The organism is Cytobacillus oceanisediminis (assembly GCF_003182355.1).
GTDB classification, from domain to species: domain Bacteria; phylum Bacillota; class Bacilli; order Bacillales; family Cytobacillaceae; genus Cytobacillus; species Cytobacillus oceanisediminis_A.
Genome location: NZ_QGTW01000017.1, coordinates 31,284 through 51,220, shown reverse-complemented (window position 1 = coordinate 51,220; position 19,937 = coordinate 31,284). Strand labels below are relative to the sequence as shown.

18 protein-coding genes and 1 other annotated feature (1 of these 19 only partly in view) are annotated in these 19,937 nt (G+C 41.5%); of the genes, 6 read left to right on the top strand and 12 right to left on the bottom strand.

Going from position 1 to position 19,937, the window contains the following annotated elements:
• Window positions 1-197: a binding site (T-box leader), on the top strand (it extends 35 nt beyond the left edge of the window).
• Window positions 198-235: 38 nt separating this feature from the next.
• Complete coding sequence (gene argS / locus DFO73_RS24090) at window positions 236-1,921, top strand: arginine--tRNA ligase (RefSeq protein WP_110067242.1); 1,686 nt, start codon at window positions 236-238, stop codon at window positions 1,919-1,921.
• A 13-nt stretch (window positions 1,922-1,934) separates the two neighbouring features.
• Here argS and DFO73_RS24085 read toward each other — a convergent pair whose 3' ends face one another.
• Complete coding sequence (locus tag DFO73_RS24085) at window positions 1,935-2,819, bottom strand: sulfite exporter TauE/SafE family protein (RefSeq protein WP_110067241.1); 885 nt, start codon at window positions 2,817-2,819, stop codon at window positions 1,935-1,937.
• Between the two features lie 215 nt (window positions 2,820-3,034).
• On the opposite strand from DFO73_RS24085, the gene DFO73_RS24080 reads away from it, so the two are divergent.
• The 5 genes from DFO73_RS24080 to DFO73_RS24060 all read left to right on the top strand — a co-directional run bounded on the left by DFO73_RS24080 (window position 3,035) and on the right by DFO73_RS24060 (window position 7,938).
• Entirely contained in the window at window positions 3,035-3,616 is a 582-nt protein-coding gene (locus DFO73_RS24080; RefSeq protein WP_110067240.1) for a YqaA family protein, read from the top strand.
• A 143-nt stretch (window positions 3,617-3,759) separates the two neighbouring features.
• Complete coding sequence (locus tag DFO73_RS24075) at window positions 3,760-4,197, top strand: Dps family protein (RefSeq protein ID WP_110067239.1); 438 nt, start codon at window positions 3,760-3,762, stop codon at window positions 4,195-4,197.
• A 166-nt stretch (window positions 4,198-4,363) separates the two neighbouring features.
• Window positions 4,364-5,257, top strand: a complete 894-nt coding sequence (locus DFO73_RS24070; protein WP_110067238.1) for an EamA family transporter — start codon at window positions 4,364-4,366, stop codon at window positions 5,255-5,257.
• A 54-nt stretch (window positions 5,258-5,311) separates the two neighbouring features.
• Entirely contained in the window at window positions 5,312-5,947 is a 636-nt protein-coding gene (locus DFO73_RS24065; protein WP_110067237.1) for a pyridoxamine 5'-phosphate oxidase family protein, read from the top strand.
• 293 nt (window positions 5,948-6,240) lie between these two features.
• Window positions 6,241-7,938, top strand: coding sequence for a mechanosensitive ion channel (locus DFO73_RS24060; RefSeq protein WP_110067236.1), 1,698 nt, complete (start codon window positions 6,241-6,243; stop codon window positions 7,936-7,938).
• A 561-nt stretch (window positions 7,939-8,499) separates the two neighbouring features.
• Here the strand turns inward: DFO73_RS24060 and DFO73_RS24055 are convergent.
• From DFO73_RS24055 to DFO73_RS24005, 11 genes are all read right to left on the bottom strand, one after another.
• Window positions 8,500-9,456, bottom strand: a complete 957-nt coding sequence (locus tag DFO73_RS24055) for a siderophore ABC transporter substrate-binding protein (RefSeq protein WP_110067235.1) — start codon at window positions 9,454-9,456, stop codon at window positions 8,500-8,502.
• A gap of 120 nt (window positions 9,457-9,576) precedes the next feature.
• A complete protein-coding gene (locus DFO73_RS24050) occupies window positions 9,577-10,335 on the bottom strand; it encodes an iron ABC transporter ATP-binding protein (RefSeq protein ID WP_110067234.1) in 759 nt (252 codons plus the stop codon).
• Entirely contained in the window at window positions 10,329-11,282 is a 954-nt protein-coding gene (locus tag DFO73_RS24045; protein ID WP_110067233.1) for an iron chelate uptake ABC transporter family permease subunit, read from the bottom strand. Before DFO73_RS24045 ends, DFO73_RS24050 begins: the two co-directional genes overlap by 7 nt.
• Window positions 11,275-12,225, bottom strand: coding sequence for an ABC transporter permease (locus DFO73_RS24040; RefSeq protein ID WP_110067232.1), 951 nt, complete (start codon window positions 12,223-12,225; stop codon window positions 11,275-11,277). The genes DFO73_RS24045 and DFO73_RS24040 overlap by 8 nt, the downstream gene beginning before the upstream one ends.
• 226 nt (window positions 12,226-12,451) lie before the next feature.
• Window positions 12,452-12,892: a MarR family winged helix-turn-helix transcriptional regulator gene (locus tag DFO73_RS24035; RefSeq protein ID WP_110067231.1), complete on the bottom strand. Its 441-nt coding sequence runs from the start codon at window positions 12,890-12,892 to the stop codon at window positions 12,452-12,454.
• A 154-nt stretch (window positions 12,893-13,046) separates the two neighbouring features.
• Window positions 13,047-13,832 (bottom strand): serine hydrolase, encoded by a 786-nt coding sequence (locus tag DFO73_RS24030; protein WP_110067230.1) that lies wholly within the window; start codon window positions 13,830-13,832, stop codon window positions 13,047-13,049.
• Window position 13,833: 1 nt separating this feature from the next.
• The gene (locus DFO73_RS24025; RefSeq protein ID WP_110067229.1) at window positions 13,834-14,844 is read right to left on the bottom strand and encodes an ABC transporter ATP-binding protein; all 1,011 of its coding nucleotides are present in this window, start codon (window positions 14,842-14,844) and stop codon (window positions 13,834-13,836) included.
• Between the two features lie 2 nt (window positions 14,845-14,846).
• A complete protein-coding gene (locus DFO73_RS24020; protein ID WP_110067228.1) occupies window positions 14,847-15,776 on the bottom strand; it encodes a C40 family peptidase in 930 nt (309 codons plus the stop codon).
• 96 nt (window positions 15,777-15,872) lie between these two features.
• Window positions 15,873-16,979 (bottom strand): dipeptide epimerase, encoded by a 1,107-nt coding sequence (locus tag DFO73_RS24015; protein ID WP_110067227.1) that lies wholly within the window; start codon window positions 16,977-16,979, stop codon window positions 15,873-15,875.
• Between the two features lie 13 nt (window positions 16,980-16,992).
• Window positions 16,993-17,913 (bottom strand): S66 peptidase family protein, encoded by a 921-nt coding sequence (locus tag DFO73_RS24010; RefSeq protein ID WP_110067226.1) that lies wholly within the window; start codon window positions 17,911-17,913, stop codon window positions 16,993-16,995.
• A gap of 360 nt (window positions 17,914-18,273) precedes the next feature.
• Window positions 18,274-19,902 carry a peptide ABC transporter substrate-binding protein gene (locus DFO73_RS24005; protein ID WP_110067225.1) on the bottom strand — a complete coding sequence of 543 codons (1,629 nt, stop codon included), beginning with the start codon at window positions 19,900-19,902 and terminating at the stop codon, window positions 18,274-18,276.
• Window positions 19,903-19,937 lie beyond the last annotated feature (35 nt).

Sequence of the window (19,937 nt, the reverse complement as noted above, 5' to 3'; positions counted from 1 at the left end):
ATTCCTTAAGCGAGACAGGGACGGTGTAAGCCTGTTGGAAATTCTTTTGCGAAGCGCACTTTGGAGATGCAGAGCTGAAAATCGAGTAGGCTTTGCCGGGGGTTAAAGGTCCCGTTAACAATTTTCTTAAAAGAGGTCCACTCAATTAGAATGGACAATCAGAGTGGTACCGCGGGTAATTCAAGCTCGTCTCTATTTTTAGAGACGGGCTTTTTTATTTTAGGGAGGTGTTATTATGTTGAACTTTAAAGAAATATTCACTGCTCAATTGGCATCTGTTGTGGATGGACAGATGTCTGAAGAAGTGATTGCTGCTTTAATCGAAATTCCCAAAAACCCTGAGCATGGCGATCTGGCTTTTCCTTGTTTTACGCTTGCCAAGGCATGCAGGAAATCGCCGGCAGCTATTGCAGTTGACATCGCTAGCCAGATTCGGGCCCCGCTCATTGAAAAAGCGGAAGCAGCTGGCCCTTATATTAATGTCTTTTTTTCAAAAGCAGCTGCCGGCAAAATTATCATGGAAAGAATTCTCAAAGAAGGAAAAGAGTATGGGAAACTTACAATTGGAGCCGGAAAAACAGTGGTGCTCGATTTTTCATCACCAAACATTGCAAAGCCTTTCTCCATGGGGCATTTGCGCTCAACAGTTATTGGAAATGCACTCGGCAATCTTGCTGATAGATGCGGTTATCAAACTGTCAGGATTAATCACTTGGGGGATTGGGGCACCCAGTTTGGCAAGTTAATTACAGCTTATAAAAAATGGGGAAACCAGGATAGAGTAAAAGAAAATCCAATCCGGGAGCTGCTTAGCTTATATATTCGGTTCCATGATGAAGTCGAAGAGAATCCTGGATTGGAAAATGAGGCTCGTTATTGGTTCAAAGAGCTCGAAAATGGCAATGAAGAAGCTGCCAGCCTCTGGGGATGGTTTAGAGAAGAATCATTGAAAGAATTCGAACGCATATATGACATGCTTGGGATCAAATTTGATTCTTATAACGGCGAGGCTTTTTATAATAATAAAATGGAAGCTATTATTGAGGAGCTAAGCGCCAAGAATCTGCTTGTTATGTCCGACGGAGCTGAAGTAGTTCAACTTCCTGATCAGGACCTTCCTCCTTGCCTGATCAAAAAATCGGACGGTGCAACCTTATATGCAACACGTGACCTCGCCGCAGCTTTTTACAGAAAAAAGAAATATCATTTTGATCAGTCCTTATACATCGTCGGACAGGAACAAAGCATCCATTTCCGCCAGGTTAAAAGTGTCATAAAAACGCTGGGCTATGAATGGGCAGACCACATGGTACATGTCCCATTCGGCCTTTATATGAAGGACGGCAAAAAGATGTCCACCCGAAAAGGCCGGGTTATTCTTCTGGAGGAGGTTCTGAATGAAGCGATCCTTCTCGCAAAGCAAAATATTGAGGACAAGAATCCACATTTGGAAAATAAAAAAGACATCGCAGAAGCTGTAGGAATTGGCGCCATTCTTTTCCATGATCTGAAAAATGACCGCATGAATAATATTGAATTTTCACTTGAAGATATGCTGACATTCGAAGGCGAAACCGGCCCTTATCTGCAATACACCAATGCTCGTGCCTATTCCCTGCTGCGCAAGGCTGAAGATGGCCCTTCACCTAGTGGCCTTTCTGATTCACATAGCTGGGAAATTATAAAACTGCTCCATCAATATCCTGACAAGCTTAAGCAAGCATATCAGCATCTTTCCCCATCTGTCCTGGCAAAATATTTAATAGATGTGGCTCAGGCCTTTAACAAATATTACGGACAAGTAAGAATATTAGAGAAAGATACGGACATTAAAGGCAGGCTAGCACTTGTAAAGGCAGTCACGATTGTGCTCTCGGAAGGCATGCAAACACTCGGAATGAGGGTGCCTGAACAAATGTAAAAGGAGAGGCCCGTTATGGTCTCTCCTTTTCTTCTTTAAATCGGGACTTTGCCAGCTTTACTTTAGCTATACTTCTTACTAAAAAACCGCCGACAAATATGGCCATTAAAACTAGACCTGTATAATTCAAGTTCACTAATTTAAGAATGACACTGGCGACCGTTGCCATATAGAGAGCGCCAAGCATATAGGTAATTTCTTCGTTTTCGAAGTAGGCAGTAAGCTTCGCCCCGAATTGAGATCCGACCAGGCCGCCACCAACTAAAGAAATGCCAATCCAATAATCGATGGAAATCGCGGAAGCATACGAGAAAAAACCTGCTGTCACGATTAATAAAATAGCAAATAAGCTGGTGCCAACTGCTTTTTTAGGCAATAATCCCAAAAAGGCAACCGATAAAGGCACCATTATAAAGCCTCCGCCAACCCCCAGTGTGGTTGAAACAAACCCAGCAAAAAAACCGATTAAAATCATCTTTATAATTGAAGGAGACCATCCAGTGTTGTTCTCCGTACCCGATTTAGATTTCTTTCCTTTTTTAAGCATGGTAAGAGCAAAGTAAGACAGCAGGACAATATAGAACATAGGAACTGCCCATTCACCCCATCCTTTTTCTTCCAGGAAGAACACAAAAGGCCGAGCTGCCTGTGTTGCAGCCATTCCGCTCATGCCGAGGATAAGGCCTTGCTTCAGCAAAATATTCTTCATCCTGATATGAGCGGAAATACCGGAGATGGAGGTTCCGATTGAAAAAAGCAAACTCGTTGTAATAGCTTCTATAGGAGAAAATCCAAATAGCATTAAAGTCGGGGTCAAAATAAATCCCCCTCCTACCCCAAAGAAGCCTGAGAGCACACTTATAAGTGCCCCTAGAATAATGAATAAAAGATATTCCATTTGAAATCCTCACTTATGAACGTTTTACTTATTCATTGATACCATATCACTTTACCATACTTATCAGGGTTTATAAGAATAGATCTCCACATTCGTAAACATTTCAGAAGGATAATATCCCACCCTAACAATCCCATTCCAGCATGACGGGCTGACACGAAAAGTGGTATACTTCACATGTGTAATTATGAAAGCTATAAAGGAGAATAAAATAAATGTCTGAAATGATTCATGCAATTGAAGAATGGCTCATGGAGTACGGAGTCTTTGGCTTGTTTTTCGTTTCCTTTGCCGATTCTTCTTTCTTTCCGATCCCACCTGATGTTCTGCTGATTCCAATGGGAATTTCCAACCCTGATAATGTGCTTTGGTACGCTTTTATTACCACAGCCGCTTCTGTATTGGGAGCCATTCTCGGCTGGTTTATCGGAAAAAAACTTGGCCGTCCTGTATTAAGGTACATTATCTCTGAAGAAAGAATCCAAAAGGTTGAAGACTATTTTACAAAGTATGGTGCGATGGCGATTTTAATTTCCGCATTTACCCCTATTCCTTATAAAGTCTTTACGATTTTTGCCGGAATATCAAATATCCGTCTAAGGGTTTTAGTCATTTGGTCCATCATCGGCCGAGGAGCCCGCTTCTTTTTGGAAGCTGCCATCATTATGGTTTTGGGTGCACAGGCAAAGACGTTTATCGAAGAAAACTTTACATTGCTAACGCTCATCGGCGGACTAGTTATCCTTGTTGTTTATGTTATTTACCTTGTTTTAAAAAAAAGAAATAAAACTGTGTAATTTTATCCCGGTTTACAACCGGGATTTTTCTTTTTAAACATTTCCCTATAAAAACATTATTTATAATTATTATAAATAGATATTGATTTTAATTTAATATCTGTTATAATTAGATTACAAGCTATTCAAAGGGGGATTTTTCAATGGAAAAATTATATTCAGCATTAAATGTTCAAATTGCAAACTGGAGTGTTCTTTATACAAAACTGCACCGTTACCATTGGTTTGTAAAAGGGCCATTCTTCTTTACCCTGCATGAAAAATTTGAGGAATTATATAATGAAGCAGCAGAAGTTGTCGATGAAGCAGCTGAACGCCTGCTTGCGATTGGAGGCACGCCGGCAGCTACTCTGAAGGAATACTTAAGTGTAGCTACCCTGGAAGAGTCCCATGGTGAAAAGAAAGCAGAAAACATGGTTGCAAGTTTGGCTGCAGATTATAAACATTTAAAAGAACAATTAATTTCATTAGCCCATGCCGCTGAAGAACACGAAGACCAAGTGACAGCAGATTTTGCAATCGGGCTCATTGAAAAACTTGATGCTCACATTTGGATGCTAAACGCCTACTTAGGAGAATAATTTAATACAGAAAAAGAGTCGGTGAGAAGAATCACTGGCTCTTTCTTTATGTTTGGAAGAGGATGCCTTTATGGTCTTCTCTATGCAATTATTTTTCCCAAACAGCTGCTCTGAGATGTTATGATTGACCTGATTAGTTCATACAACTTAGAAAGGAGTTTCCATAATGGCAAATTTAAAGTATTCTATATTCATTTTTTTAGGCGCATGCAGTTATGGCATCCTGGCATCAATTGTCAAGCTTGGTCTCCAGGCAGGCCATACCGTTCACGAGCTGACAGGCAGCCAATATTTATTTGGGCTCCTTTTGCTAATGCTTTCCTTCCCTTTTATCAATAGAACGAAAGTGTCACTTAAACAAGCAGCCGCTCTGCTAATTACCGGTGCCTCCCTTAGCTTAACGGGAATTCTTTATGGGATGAGCCTTGACCGGAACCCGGCATCCATCGCTGTTGTCCTGTTATTCCAATTCACCTGGATTGGCATTCTTATAGAAGCGCTTTATGAAAAAAAGAAACCAAGCAAAGCAAAAATCATCTCTTCTCTCTTCCTGATTATTGGTACAGTTTTTGCGAGCAACCTTATTGCCGGCGGCTCCCATACCATTAGGGCAGACGGACTAATTTACGGACTCCTATCCGCCGTTACCTTTGCACTGTTTATTTTCGCAAGCGGCAAGGCCGGAAAAGGAATCCCGGGAATTCAGCGCAGCATCTTTATTACGCTTGGAGGCCTTCTTCTAGTTGCAGCTGTTTCCGGGCCTCCTTTAATAAATTCCGACTTACAGCTGCAAGGTTTATGGAAATTCGGGCTGCTGATGGCCTTATTCGGAGCCATTTTCCCCATTATCTTCTTTGCAATTGGCTCTCCCCACATAGATTCGGGGCTGGCCACAATCGTTGGCTCTGCAGAACTTCCAGCCGCTGTTGCTGCTGCCATGCTTCTGCTCGGAGAAAGAATCACGGAAGCACAAACCTTTGGAATTGTCCTTATCCTGATTGGAATCAGCATTCCACAGTTTTCTTTTAAAAAAGTTTCAAAGAACCGTTATAGCACATAAGGAGGGAAAACCCTCTTTTTTCTTGAATACATAAGCCTATGAGGAGGGTTTATTTTGATAGATGCTGTTTATAAAAGAGTCGTTGATTCCGAGGGTGAGCTCCGTTCATTGCTGGGCACTCCCAGCAGAACAGCAGCCAATAAAATCATACATAAGCTGGATTATCATTGCCGGGAGTTTATTGGCAAGTCCCCTATGTTGTTTCTTTCAACTGCTGACAGTACGGGCAAATGTGACACTTCCCCGCGCGGCGATGCCCCTGGATTTGTGCATATTTTGAATGATCATTCTTTTGTAATTCCTGAACGGCCTGGAAATAAAAGGATTGATTCATTGCTTAATATCCTATCTAACCCATATGCCGGCCTGGTTTTTGTTATTCCCGGACTTGAGGAAACACTAAGAATCAATGGCCGTGCGAAAATAATTAGAGATTCGGAGATTTTAGAACAAATGGCAGCCCGAGGCAAGAATCCGATTCTGGGAATAGCTATTGAAGTGGAAGAATGCTATATACACTGCGCAAAAGCATTTAAGCGATCTAAACTTTGGGATCAAGGCGAATGGCTGGATAAAAAAGATTTGCCTATACCCTCACAAATCCTTGCCGACCATGTCAATCTGCCTGATTTGGATAGGGATAAAATAAAAGCTGCCCTTCAGGAAAGCTATGAGAAGAGGCTCTATTAAATTCAATATGGAGCCAGGAGCAGGTTTCGCGGTTATATTTAAATTTTCGTGGATAAAACTGAATTTTCGTGGTTATATTCAATTTTTCGCGGATATCGATTTTCCTGTCAATTAACAAGGGCTTTGGACTCGTCCAAAGCCTCTTTCGCGTGGAAAAACTGATATTGACCGTCTAAATATAACTGCAGCTTGCCACTTGCGGCAATTAGTTAAGTATGTTTTCTCGTTTACACCAAAAGGGATTGGGTATATGAAAGTATGTAAATAGACAATTCTTTAAGGAGTGAACGATATTGGACAATAATCGGTATTGGGGCGGATTTGATTACCTTTTGGCCAAACTGCCTGACTTATTATTAGCACTTTTAGTTTTATTAATTGGATGGGTTATCGCAAAAGCCATTGAAAAGGCAGTTTTAAAAGGACTTCGCAAAACCAGCCTCGATGACAAGGTATTCCCCGATAAAGCAAACAGAAAATATTCATCCGAAAAGATGATCAGTAAGATCATTTATTACCTTCTGCTAGTATTCGTGTTCATCTTATTCTTTAATATTCTTGATTTGGACATTATCGCTACTCCGCTAGTGGGCATGTTCTCCTCGATCATGGCTGCAGTTCCAAGCATTTTAAAAGCAGCCCTTATTCTTTTATTTGCATGGCTTATTGCTTCCGGCCTCAGCTTCTTAATTAGAAAAGGCGGAAAAACGCTAAAAGTTGATGAAAAGTTGGATAGATGGAATTTAACCGACAATCAACAGCAGCCTTCCAATGCAATCGAGAAGGTTGCAAAAGTTGTTTTCTATCTTGTCTTGCTTATTTTCCTGCCAGCTGTATTGGGTGCTTTAAACCTGAATGGCATCGCTGGTCCGTTCACCGGCATGCTGGAAAGTATCCTGGCATTCTTGCCTAAGCTTTTGGCAGCAGCCCTTATTCTATTAGTAGGATGGTTTGTTGCAAAAATTGTCCGCGATATCGTAACGAATTTCCTGCAGGCAATTGGAACTGAGAAATTAACGAAAAAACTTGGCTTAGCTCGTTTATTTGAAGGGACAAGCCTGTCTTCTGTGATTGGTACTGTTGTATTCGTACTGATTTTAATCCCCACAGTTATCGCTGCGTTAGAACGCTTGGATATTGAAGGTATTTCCGGACCAGCCATTGCAATGCTGAATGACGTTCTGACCATGCTGCCGAATATCGCAGTAGCCATTTTCTTTGTGCTGATTGGTGTATGGATCGGAAAATGGGTTCGAAAATTCGTTTCCAATCTTTTAGAGCGAATTGGATTGGATTCTTATTTCTCAGGAATGGGATTGAGCAAATCTGCTGTAACAGGTAGTGGTTTAAGTTTCTCCCAGGTTATCGGCTATATTGCTGAGGTCATTATTGTCCTCTTGTTTGTTGTGCAGGCCCTTAATATTCTTGGTCTTGACTTCTTAGTGACACTTGCAACCGGCGTTATTGCTTACCTGCCTCATGTCATTGCAGCTCTGGTCATTCTTGGAGTCGGCTTATGGCTCGGCAGTCTTGTAAAAAAATTGCTGAGTACAGTGCTGCAAGGACCGCATTATAAGTTCCTGGCAAACGTTGCGAAAGCAGCCATTATCGCCATTTCGATCTTTATGGCGCTTGACCAGCTTGGCCTTGCCGCATCCATTGTCAATGCTGCCTTTATTCTAACGCTTGGAGCACTGGCACTTGCATTCGGCTTATCATTCGGCCTTGGCGGAAAAGATTTTGCTGCCAAGTACCTGCAAAAACTCGATCGGAAAATTGAAGAAACGACCATTAACAAAGATGCAGATACAAAAAGGGTGCTGAAAGAAGCAATGCCTGAAAAGAAAACAGGAACCACTTCATCTGCCCCTACTAATGTAGATAAACCGATAAATCCATCAAGCCCGGATCCGACTAGAAATCCGGCCAACGACCCATTAAATCCGCGTAATAACCGCATGGATGAAAACAATGGGCCAAAGATGCCATAAATAATACCAAATGAAGCACGTCCTTTTGGGCGTGCTTTTTTAATTTTCCTGTTTAAAATAGGCTTGATTCTACTGCCACATTCAATTTTAAAATCCTGTTGATTGGAGTGGAAGGTGCGAAGACTCCTGCGGGAGCAAGGGTCAGGAGAGACTCCGCAGGAGCGAAGCGACGAGGAGGCTCCCCGGGCCGCCCGCGTTCGCTGAGCGCCTGGAACGGAAATCAACAGACCCATTTCAAAGACAACCTAAAAGACTGTAGGCAGCCGTTGTGGCTGCCTACAGTCTGTCCCTTTTTGCCCGGTTTGTTCCAAAGGACTTTTTTACGGGTACAACAGATGGTCCAAGCCTTAAAAATTCAACCAGAAAGAAGTTACTAATATAATTTAAAAGCTGCAAATATATGGGTGGAAGTTGCAAATAAAATGAAAAACTTGCTAATATATTGGCCAAAGTTGCAAATAAACTTCTCTCCAATAAAAAAAGAGCATGAAATCGATGAATTCATGCTCTTTTTTATATAATAACCCTTAAAAGTTGGACTTTCTAGTCTATTTCTTTTAGTTATTCCAACCCTTTTTCAATTTCCTTCACCATTTCGGCTACAGAAACTAATCCGCCGCCTGAAAGGTACCAATAATCAGGATTTAAGTAGACAATATGATCATTTTTATACGCTTTTGTCTTTTTCACCAGTTCATTTTCAATGATTTGTTTGGCAGAGGATTCTCCTTCCACTGCTGCCCCTCTATCGATGACAAATAGATAGTCCGGATCTTTTTCTACAATATATTCTGAAGAAACGCTTTGCCCATGAGTGGAAACTTCAATTTTATCATCGGCAGGCTTAATGCCAAACACATCATGGATAATTCCAAAGCGGGAGGCAGATCCATATGCACTAAGGCTACCTTCATTCGCTAAGATGATTAAACCATTGCTTCCATCTGCAGTTGCTTTCTCTTTTAATGCTGCGATGGACTCTTCAATGCTGGCAAGCTCTTTCTCTGCTTCTTCTTCCTTGCCGAAAACCTCTCCTAATGTCTTGGTGTTTTCTTTAAAAGATTGCATGTATTTAGATGTATCTACACCCATAAAAATAGTAGGTGCAATTTCGCTCAATTCTTCATAAGCTTCCTGCTGTCGTCCTGAAATGATAATCAGTTCAGGTTCAATTTCGCTGATTTTTTCAAAATCAGGTTCTTTCAGGCTTCCAACATTCTCATACTTGCTGTCTTCAAACTTAGAAAGATATTGGGGAATATTCACCTGAGGAACGCCTGTCACTTCAACGCCAAGCTTATCTAATGTATCCAGCACACCAAAATCAAAGACTATTACTTTTTCCGGGTTTACTTTCACCGGTGTTTCTCCCAATTGATGCTCAATTGTGATTTCGTTTGATTCTGTTTTACTGTCCTTATCTGAGCCATTTGCTTCTTGTGATGTTTCTGTACCGCAAGCTGCAGTCACAATAGCCAACACAGCCATTATTAAAAACAATGATAACTTTCTTGCCATGTTTGTTCACCTCATAGAATAATATATTATTTCAAAAATTGCCCGCTCATCTAAGACCTATTTTTGAGGAGGGCCCTTCCTCTAATTGCCCTTTGAAAAGCGACCAATTTTGAGAAACCATTAGTTGAATACCATACAAAACTTTTGGCAGTTAAACTCTTGAATTTGGATATTCATATCATAGACTTCCTTTAACACGGGAGAGGAAATGATTTCATCAGTCGTGCCAGCCTTGACTACCTTGCCATTCTTTAAAGCAACAATATAATCAGAATAAGTGGAAGCAAAATTGATATCATGAATAACAATGATGACGGTTTTTCCCATTTCCTGGGTCAGCCTCCGAAGTACCTTCATAATCTGCACCGAATGCTTCATATCCAGATTATTAAGAGGCTCATCCAGAAGGATATAATCGGTATTTTGGGCAATGACCATGGCGATATAAGCACGCTGCTTTTGGCCGCCGCTCAATTGGTCAAGATATTTGTTTTCAATATCCTTTAACTCCATATAGTCAATGGCTTCATCAACAAATTTCCAATCCTCTTTTGTTAAACGCCCCTGTGAATAAGGAAAGCGCCCAAATGAAACGAGCTCCCTGATTGTCAGCCTGATGCTGATATTATTGGATTGTTTAAGGATTGAAATTTGTTTGGCAAGATCCTTGCTTTTACATTGATCCAGCCTTTTGCCTTCGATTAATATTTCCCCCTCATCAGCAGTGATAAGGCGGCTGATCATCGAAAGAAGAGTACTTTTACCCGCTCCGTTCGGCCCGATAAAAGAGGTGATCTTCCCTTTTGGGATACTAACTGAAACATTTTCAACTACATATTTGCTTCCATATTGTTTTGAGACATTCACAACATCTACCATGTTTTATTCTCCTTTAATAGAAGATAGATAAAATACACGCCGCCCGCAAAGTTAATGATGACACTCAACGTCGTAGAGAAAGTAAACACTCTTTCCACAATCAGCTGGCCGCCGACAAGAGCGATAATGCTAATTAGAATTGAACCCAGAATTAAGTATTTGTGCTGAAACGTTTTCATGAATTCATGTGCGACATTTGCGACAAGGAGGCCAAGGAAAGTGATCGGCCCGACTAAAGCTGTTGCAATCGAAACCAGGATGGCAACGATAATCAATAGCCTTTTTACGACATAATCGTAATCAACGCCCAGATTTACCGCCTGCTCCCTCCCCAGCGAAAGTACGTCGAGATATTTTGAAAAACGGTAAAAATAGGCTCCAGTTAAGGCGATAAGGACCATCGCAATGATTAGAAGGTCTGTATTGACATTGTTGAAGCTGGCAAACATTCGATCCTGCACAATCATGAACTCATTCGGATCAATCAGAACTTCCATGAATGAAGAAATACTTTGAAAAAAGGTTCCAAATATAATCCCTACTAGTAAAAGAAAATAGATATTCTGGCCGCCCTCTTTTTTAAAAAGGATGCGGTACAGCAGGCCTGCGAATAATACCATCAATCCGATCGAGATTAGAAAGTTAATATTTTTATTCATAACCGTTTCATTCATCGAGCCTAGTACGAAGATGAGGAAGGTCTGAATTAGCATGTATAGGGAATCCAGGCCAATTATGCTTGGCGTTAAGATTCGATTATTCGTGATCGTTTGGAAAATCATCGTTGAAAAGGCAATGACTCCGCCCGTTAAAATGATGGCGAGCACCTTTTTCCCTCTTTTAGGAAGTGCATAGTCCCAATTGCTTCCTAAATCTATAAATAAGAAACTCAAAATCAAAATAATTGATACACCTGAAAGGATGCCGATTTTTGCTTGTTTACTCATATGCCTTTCTCCTCATGATCAGATAAAGAAAAATTCCGCTTCCAATCACACCTACTGTTACACCAATCGGAATTTCATACGGATAAATAATTACACGTCCGAAGATGTCACAGATGAGCACGAATATTGCGCCCATCAGCGCTGTATGGGAAAGGCTTTTCTTTAGGTGGTCCCCTTGATAGATGGTCACGATATTAGGAATAATTAAGCCGAGGAACGGGATCATCCCCACCGTTAAAACGACCACCGTAGTGACAAGTGCGACGATAACCAAGCCTATATTTACAACCTGCCTATGGTTAAGCCCCAGGTTCACAGAAAATTCTTCTCCCATTCCCGCAATGGTGAACTTATTGGCATAGAGGTAAGCAACGAGCACAATTGGAATGCTAATATACAGGAGCTCATACCTTCCTTGGATCATCATAGAAAAGTTCCCTTGCAGCCATGAAGACATATTCTGAACCAAATCTTCCTTCAAGGCGAAGAAGGTTGTAATGCTGCCTATGATATTTCCAAACATCAGCCCGACAAGCGGGATGAAGATGGCATCCTTAAACTTGATCCTATCCAGTATTTTCATAAAAATGAAAGTTCCCAGAAGCGCAAAGGCAAAGGCAACCAGCATTTTTACGAATGGGCTTGCTGAAGTAAACAGCATAAGAGAAACCAGAATACCAAGCCGGGCCGAATCCAGTGTACCCGCCGTGGTCGGCGATACAAATTTGTTTCTGGACAGCTGCTGCATAATCAATCCGGCAATACTCATGCTCATCCCCGCAATAATGATACTTATGAGCCGCGGGAATCGGCTGGCTGTTAAAATATGCACCTGGTCTTCATCCATATTAAATAAATCGAGAGGATTTAAATTCTTAACCCCAATAAATAAAGAGGTAAAAGATAAAAGAATAAGGATAATGATTAAATACCTTTTTTTCATGGCAGTTCCTAACACTTTCCTAGATTGAAGTTTATAAAATATGAAACTAATAATCATTCTCACTATTAACCAAAAAAATAATTGATAATGGTTATCATTATCAAATGCACTTTTATAGTGTATAGGAAATTTTTAGCAGTGTCAACGAATCAAGTGAGAAAGATTATCATTGATAAATAAAAAAATAATAGTATTGCTTGTTTAGACAAGTTTTCTGGAGGAAATCTCATTTGAGATTTTCCCTTACCTGGTCCAGAACTCGGAGACATATCTCAAGCTCCTTACTATCGATTGAATCTGATGCATCATCAATCGTCTTTAAAGCAAGTGCTGTTAGAACATTTTCCATATCCCTGCCCTTGTCTGTCAGATAAATAAGATTAATTCTCTTATCAGCCTTATCACTAATCCGGGCAACCAAACCTCTTTTAATCATATTATCAACCAGCCGTGATACACTTGGCTGGTCTCGCTCATTTTTATTAGCAAGCTGATTCTGAGTTTGTCCGTCTTTTTCATAAAGGCGGCTTAAGATTTGCCATTGCTCATACGTCACATCAAAACCGGCATCCCTGAAATTCTTGTTCAGCCGATTGGACATTAAACGTGAGGCGTGGAATAGCTTATAGCCAAGAGAATTATCCAGAAGATACTTTTCCTTTGCCATTATGTTCTCCTCTTCTCTTCAGGAGCTTACACAATTAAGTGTAAATGAAAATACTTGTTGATGCAAGTATATTTCAAATTGTTCATAAATATGACTGATCGCAAGTAACTTCTCCCCTAAACCATTAAAGAACCGTTCCCATCAGAACGATTCTTTAGTCTTTTATCATATAACGGTATATCCGGCTGCCAATAAAGGATAGAACTTCTCTTCCAGCTGCCTGGTTCTTAAGCTGGTCAACAAGCACGGCAGCGTAAACGGTTCTTCCATTGCCGGTAAATATCCCGCAGTCATGTTCAATCCCCGGCAGTTCTCCTGTTTTATTGGCTACCTGTACTTTCTCCTGATCCACAGTGTTTGCCAGTTTGTTTTTATACTGCTGGCCGTCCAATATCCGCCTCGCCAAAGCCTTATTTTCCTCCGATAAAATTGAACGTTCTGCTAAACTCTCTAAGCAAAACGCCATATCTCTGGCAGTAGTAGTATTATCAATGCCCTTTTTCAGAGACTCAAAATCCATCATCTTCCGATTGAGTTCTGTGTTTTTTAATCCGATATTTTTCATATAGCCATTGATTTTCTCTTTCCCTAACAAGTCAATGATGAGATTGGTAGCTGTATTGTCTGACACGATGATCATAAGCGTCATTAAGTCTATTACTTTCATCTTCAGCTCTTTGGACATGGACTGCAATACCCCAGATCCGCCAACCCGGACTGCATTATTAATCTGAACTTCCTTTTCCAGCTGAAGCAGGCCATTCTCAGTTTGAGAAAGCCCCGCAAATAAAATGGGTACCTTAATTAAGCTAGCAGAAGAAAATACCTTACTGCAATTCTCTTCAATAATGCCTTCCTCTGTTTGGATATACGCCCCAACACGGCCTTCACAGCGGTTGGCCAGTTCAAGAATTTCTGCCTTTAATTTTAAAAAATCCATCTTATTTAGTCACCGCTACTTGCGGGCGGTTATTGTCTCCTGTGACTTTTTCATTGTATAAATGGCATGCCACATAATGTTCCTTTTCAATCTCCTGCCATTCGGGCTTCATAGTCGCACATGCTTCCATTGCATATGGGCAGCGCGTTCTGAATACGCATCCGCTTGGAGGATTCATTGGACTTGGAAGCTCTCCTTCCAAAATAATTCTTTCCCTATGGTCCTCGACATCTGGGTCAGGAATGGGAATCGCAGACAGCAATGCCTGGGTATATGGATGAAGAGGGTTTTTATATAAACGATCACTTGTCGTTAATTCAACCAAGTGACCCAAATACATAACGCCAATACGGTCACTAATATGTTTAACCATTGATAAATCATGGGCGATAAACAGATAGGTCAGGCCTTTCTTTTTCTGCAGCCCCTTCAGCAGGTTCACAACCTGGGCTTGGACGGATACATCAAGCGCGGAAATGGGTTCATCGGCGATAATGAATTCCGGATCGAGCGCCAATGCACGTGCAATCCCAATCCTTTGTCTCTGCCCGCCGCTGAATTCATGAGGGTAGCGATTGGCATGGTCCCTATTCAGCCCAACGTCTTCCAACAGCTGGTACACCCGTCCAAGACGTTCCTTTTTATTCGGATATAAGCCATGGACCTCCATAGGCTCTGAGATGATTTCTTGGACTGTAGACCTTGGATTTAAGGACGCATACGGATCCTGGAAAATCATTTGCATCTTCCGGTGAAAGGCGAACCTTTCTTTTTCAGTCATTGTATGGACGTTTCTACCGCCATAAATAACCTCCCCTTCGGTACGATCATATAAACCGATAATCGTACGCCCTGCGGTTGATTTACCGCATCCTGACTCACCTACGATTCCAAATGTTTCGCCTTTCCGGATATGAAAAGAAACATCATCCACCGCTTTTAAGGTTTGTCCCTTACCCATTGAAAAATGCTTTTTTAGATTATTGACCTTTAATAGTGCTTCGTTTGGCATCTTTATTCCCCCATCTCTTGCCAGTAGCGTCTAGCTGCACATAATTCCTTTTCGTATATGGTACCTTTCAGATCGATAATTTCGATCGTTTTGCCGGTATTAGGAGAATGAAGCAATTTTCCTTTACCATAATAGATACCTACGTGATGAAGCTTGCCTTTTCCTTCTTCATATGCAAAAAACAATAAATCACCCGGTTTAAGGGCACCGAGTTCTACCGGCTTCCCTGCTTCAGCCTGGTCATGCGCATCGCGAGGAATGATATACCCATTAGCTTTGCACATGGAATAACTGAATCCGGAACAGTCATAGCCAAAACTGCTCATGCCGCCCCATAAATACGGCAGATTTAAAAATTGTTCTCCTGCTGCAACGATGTCTTTTCCATTCCCTTTCGGAACGCTGTCCATAGATTCATATACACTAACATCTTCAGCCTTTAGAAGGCTTTCTCCCGATGGGGTCTGCACGGTTATCCATTCAGAATCCACTTTTATAACCGGAAGAACGGTTTGGTAGCTTAAAATAAGTTCCCGTTTCTGACCTTCTGAATAAAGCTCTGCTTTTTTCTTTTGCACAACAGCAACCTTGCTGTCATCATGGCCCCAATCTTTTTTTTGTACAAGCTGGGCTTTTGGGATCCACCCTGGATATCCTCTCTCGTCCTTTGAAGAAGATTGGTCTGGTACAATCACGCGGGCCCAATCCCCTTTCTCTTCCAGTACGATTACTTCTTGCCCGTATAAAACCTGTGATTGTACAAGGTTTCCGTCGCAAAGCTCCAATCGGGGCTCATATGTTAGTTTCTCAAGCCATGAATCAAGGTCGACTGGATTGCTGACTGCCTCCCGGTCTATATCCCTTGAGGAATCAAATGCCGTCCACAATGTTGCTACCGGAACAGAAACCAGCCATCTTTGCTGTATTGCCAAAACGAACTCCTCCTTTATATAAGGCGCATGTGCCAATGATAAATAATTACCCTCTGAAAAGGGGCAGTGGTCTGATTACACTACCAGCTTTCTTAATCAAGAAGTCAATTCCTGTTTTCCCTCAATTAAAGAAACGTTCCGGATTCCAAGGCCAGGATCGGATGGCAGCGTAATTTTGCGGCCCGTATACCGAATGCCTCCATCCACTACTTCCTTGGCCATCATCAATGGGGCGTCAAAATCAAAGCGGGTTATATTCTTTTTGCTGGCTGCAAAATGTGCAGCTGCTGTTATACCGATTCGGGTTTCGATCATGCTGCCGACCATGCACTCCATCCCGCAGACCTCTGCAAGCTGATTAATAATCTGCGCCTGGTAGATGCCGCCTGATTTCATCAGCTTAATATTGATTAAGTCCGCGCTTCTCGTTTTAATTACTTCAAAAGCCTGCTTGGGCGTAAAGACACTTTCATCAGCCATTATCGGTGTATCAACCGCATCTGTTACCTGCTTAAGCCCTTCGATATCCCATGCTTTAACAGGCTGCTCGACAAGTTCGATATTTAAATCGAGAGACTCCATTTTGCGGATCGCATAGACTGCTTCTTTTGCCTTCCAGCCCTGGTTGGCGTCAAGCCTGATTTTAATTTTGGAGCCAACCCGATTGCGGATTTCCCGGATTCGCTCGATATCTGTTAAAATATCATCCTTGCCGACCTTTACCTTTAGGACATCAAACCCCTGCTGCACATAAGAAACGGCATCTTCTCCCATTTCCTCCGGTCCATTGACACTCACCGTAAAATCAGTTTCCACTTCATTTTTATGGCCGCCCAGGAACTGGTAAAGCGGCAATTTGCATTGCTGGGACAGACAATCATAGAGCGCCATATCAACTGCAGCCTTGGCACTTGAATTTCCTATTAAGGCTGAATGGATTCCTTGGAAAATATCTTCATAGTTTAGAAGGCTTTTATTTATTAATAATGGCTTTAATACGTGGTGGATCGCTGATTCAATACTTGAAAGGCTGTCACCTGTAATCACAACAGTCGGAGGTGCTTCTCCCCAGCCGATGATTCCATTATCACACGTTACTTTTACAACTATTGTTTCTGCTGTCTCGACGGTTCTTAATGCTGTTTTAAATGGTTTTTTCAGTGGTACCGCAACTCTGTGTGTTTCAATTTTGTATATTTTCATCTATACCACCCTTTTACTCAATGCCGCTTTCAATCGTCAGCTTTTTATTGGTTGCATCCAATTCTGCCTTTACGCCAAGGGGAACGGAAATATGCGGAGAACAATGGCCGATATTAAAGCCTTTTAAAGCCGGCTTATTTACCTTTTTAATATAAGTATCCAGCACTTCATCCAGTTCCAGGGAAAGGTCTCTTTGCGGAACACAATTATTAAAATCGCCGATGATAAGGCCTGCCGCATCCTCAAGCTTCCCTGCCATATGAAGCTGGTTTAGCATGCGGTCCACCGCACGGGGCTCTTCGTTAATATCTTCAATTAACAAAAGTTTATTTTTTGTATCTATTTCATATGGCGTTCCAATTGTGCTGGCAAGCAAGGATAGATTTCCTCCGGTTAGAATCCCTGACGCATTTCCATCCACCAACGTTTCCAGATTGGAGACTCCTTCCGGATAGTCAAGAACGAAAGGTTCGAATAATTGGCTAAAATATTGCTTTGATAGGGGATCCGCATCTTCTTTTCCAATATCTGAAGCAAGCATTGGCCCATGAAAGGTTACCAGCCCGGTCTGCTGGCGAATTGCGGTATGCAAAAAGGTTATATCACTGTAACCCCAGAATATTTTCGGATTGTTTATTATCAAGCTATAATCGATTTGGGAAGCAATCCTGCCTGTGCCATATCCCCCGCCGGCACATATGATTGCTTTTATTTCCTTATCAAGAAACATCTTATGTAAATCTGCCAGCCGGTCTTCATCTTTTCCGGCCAGGTAGCCATATTGATCGTAAACATGGTCCCCCATCTTTACCTTTAAACCCAGCTCTTCCAAAAAGGATAAGGAACGTTTCAGGTTATCCTTGTTAGGGGGACTTGCCGGTGCAATAACCCCAATGGTATCTCCCTTATTAAGGCGGAGTGGTTTGATTGCCATGCTGTCACATCCTTTTTAGTTGGTATTTAGCATTATATGCTCCATCGGCAAAAACTTTGTTTGGGAAATGAATTCTTTTTCGAGGATATATGCTAAATTTCGGGAAAATCTATTATTTTTCGGGAAATAAATTCGAAAAGCGGAGGCGACTGCTTAGGGACGAAAAGCATAAGACGATTCCTGCAAGAAGGCGTTTTTTCCTTCAGGAAGGAATCGGCTCATGACCTCGAGTCCCTAGGAGCCGCAGCTGCACACTCATCAAAGTTCAGAAAAAATGATTTGTCTTTTCTTCTTAAAAAAAGGGATGTTCATACGAACACCCCTTTTTCCCTGTTACCTTCCAATCAAGCTGAAGAAGAATTACTTCTTATCTGCCCACTTAAGTTCCATGTATCCTACCGGATGGCGGACGATACCTGAAACAGCATCATTCGTAAGATATACTTGATTGTAGAAATGGATAGGGATAATCGGCATTTCTTCAAATAGGATTTTTTCAGCTTCGTACATTAGTTCAAAGCGTTTCGCTTCATCTGCTTCATTTTTTGCATCCTTAATTAACTGATCGTATTTAGCATTGCTCCAGCCAGTACGGTTCATTGAATGACCTGTCTGGAAGTTTTCAAGGAAGTTGATTGGATCAGCATAGTCAGCAAGGAAAGAGCTTCGGGATAATTGGAATTTAAGCGCTTTTTGTTCTTCTGAGAATACATTCCATTCCATGTTGGCAAGTTTTACTTCAACGCCAAGGTTTTCTTTGAACATTTGCTGAAGCGCTTCAGCAATCTTTTTATGAGAGTCGCTTGTGCTGTAAGTTAAAGTTACTTCAGGAAGTGTGTCATAGCCTTCTTCTTCCATCCCTTTTTGCAGAAGTGCTTTTGCTTCCTCTACATTTGTTTTAACAAGATCGCCTGCGGTTTCACGGAAGTCGTTTCCTGAAGGATCTGTAAAGCCATATGAAACAAAACCATAAGCCGGCTTTTCACCATTCTTTGTTACGTAATCAACAATTTGCTTCTGGTCTACAGCCATCGCAAAGGCTTTACGGATGTTTACGTTTTGGAATGGTTCCATTTCTACATTAAAACGGTAGAAATAATCGCCAGCCTGATCTTCAACATTTGCTTCTCCTAAAAGCTGCTCGCTTAGCTCTGCAGGCACATCAGATACATCTAGCTCGCCTGTTTGGTACATTTGGTACTCTGTATTGGTGTCATCAATGATTGCCCAATGAACTTTATCCAGTTTTACATTTTCAGCATCCCAGTACTGGTCGTTTTTTTCCATTACAAAATGGCTGTCATGCTCCCATTCGGTTAAGTTGAAAGGACCGTTTCCGACAAAAGATTCTGCTTCAGCAAACCACTTTGGGTTTTCTGTTGCTACCTTTTCGTTAATCGGGAAGAATGCAGGGTTTGTGATTACACTTAAAAAGTAGCCCTGAGGACTTGTTAAAGTCACTTCAAATGTCTTGTCATCAACCGCTTTTACTTTTACATCGTCGGCTGAACCTTCTCCATTGTTATAAGCTTCTCCGCCTTCAATGAAATAGCCAAGGAATGCTGCTGAAGATCCAGTGTCAGGATTTAAAAGGCGCTTCCACGCAAATTCAAAATCGCCTGCTGTTACATCATCGCCATTTGACCACTTTGCATCTTCTCGGATATGGAATGTATAGGTCTTTCCATCTTCTGAAACATCCCACTTTTCAGCGATTGCTGCTTCTGGTTCATGGTCTTTTCCTAGACGGGTTAATCCTTCCATTAAGTTGTTTAACGCGCTCCAGGAAACAGAGTCAAAGCCGATTGGAGGGTCAAACGATGTAGGCTCCTGTCCATTGTTCAAATAAAGAACCTTCTCAGCACTTTCTTCCTCTTTCTTGCCGTCATCCTTGTTATCAGTCTCATTTCCGGCATTTTCGTTTGCCGTACAAGCTGCCATTACAAATAGCAATACAGCCGCTAACAGCAGAGATAAAAACTTTTTCATTCCTTTTCCCCCTCTATTAATATTAATTTCTTTCT

Excerpts from the sequence above, each read along its gene's own strand:
- argS (WP_110067242.1), top strand. The coding sequence starts at position 236 with ATGTTGAACTTTAAAGAAATATTCACTGCTCAATTGGCATCTGTTGTG.
- DFO73_RS24040 (WP_110067232.1), bottom strand. The coding sequence starts at position 12,225 with ATGAAAAAAAGGTATTTAATCATTATCCTTATTCTTTTATCTTTTACC.
- DFO73_RS24075 (WP_110067239.1), top strand. The coding sequence starts at position 3,760 with ATGGAAAAATTATATTCAGCATTAAATGTTCAAATTGCAAACTGGAGT.
- DFO73_RS24015 (WP_110067227.1), bottom strand. The coding sequence starts at position 16,979 with ATGAAAATATACAAAATTGAAACACACAGAGTTGCGGTACCACTGAAA.
- DFO73_RS24045 (WP_110067233.1), bottom strand. The coding sequence starts at position 11,282 with ATGAGTAAACAAGCAAAAATCGGCATCCTTTCAGGTGTATCAATTATT.
- DFO73_RS24025 (WP_110067229.1), bottom strand. The coding sequence starts at position 14,844 with ATGCCAAACGAAGCACTATTAAAGGTCAATAATCTAAAAAAGCATTTT.
- DFO73_RS24080 (WP_110067240.1), top strand. The coding sequence starts at position 3,035 with ATGTCTGAAATGATTCATGCAATTGAAGAATGGCTCATGGAGTACGGA.
- DFO73_RS24070 (WP_110067238.1), top strand. The coding sequence starts at position 4,364 with ATGGCAAATTTAAAGTATTCTATATTCATTTTTTTAGGCGCATGCAGT.
- DFO73_RS24085 (WP_110067241.1), bottom strand. The coding sequence starts at position 2,819 with ATGGAATATCTTTTATTCATTATTCTAGGGGCACTTATAAGTGTGCTC.
- DFO73_RS24030 (WP_110067230.1), bottom strand. The coding sequence starts at position 13,832 with ATGGATTTTTTAAAATTAAAGGCAGAAATTCTTGAACTGGCCAACCGC.
- DFO73_RS24035 (WP_110067231.1), bottom strand. The coding sequence starts at position 12,892 with ATGGCAAAGGAAAAGTATCTTCTGGATAATTCTCTTGGCTATAAGCTA.
- DFO73_RS24010 (WP_110067226.1), bottom strand. The coding sequence starts at position 17,913 with ATGGCAATCAAACCACTCCGCCTTAATAAGGGAGATACCATTGGGGTT.
- DFO73_RS24055 (WP_110067235.1), bottom strand. The coding sequence starts at position 9,456 with ATGGCAAGAAAGTTATCATTGTTTTTAATAATGGCTGTGTTGGCTATT.
- DFO73_RS24005 (WP_110067225.1), bottom strand. The coding sequence starts at position 19,902 with ATGAAAAAGTTTTTATCTCTGCTGTTAGCGGCTGTATTGCTATTTGTA.
- DFO73_RS24050 (WP_110067234.1), bottom strand. The coding sequence starts at position 10,335 with ATGGTAGATGTTGTGAATGTCTCAAAACAATATGGAAGCAAATATGTA.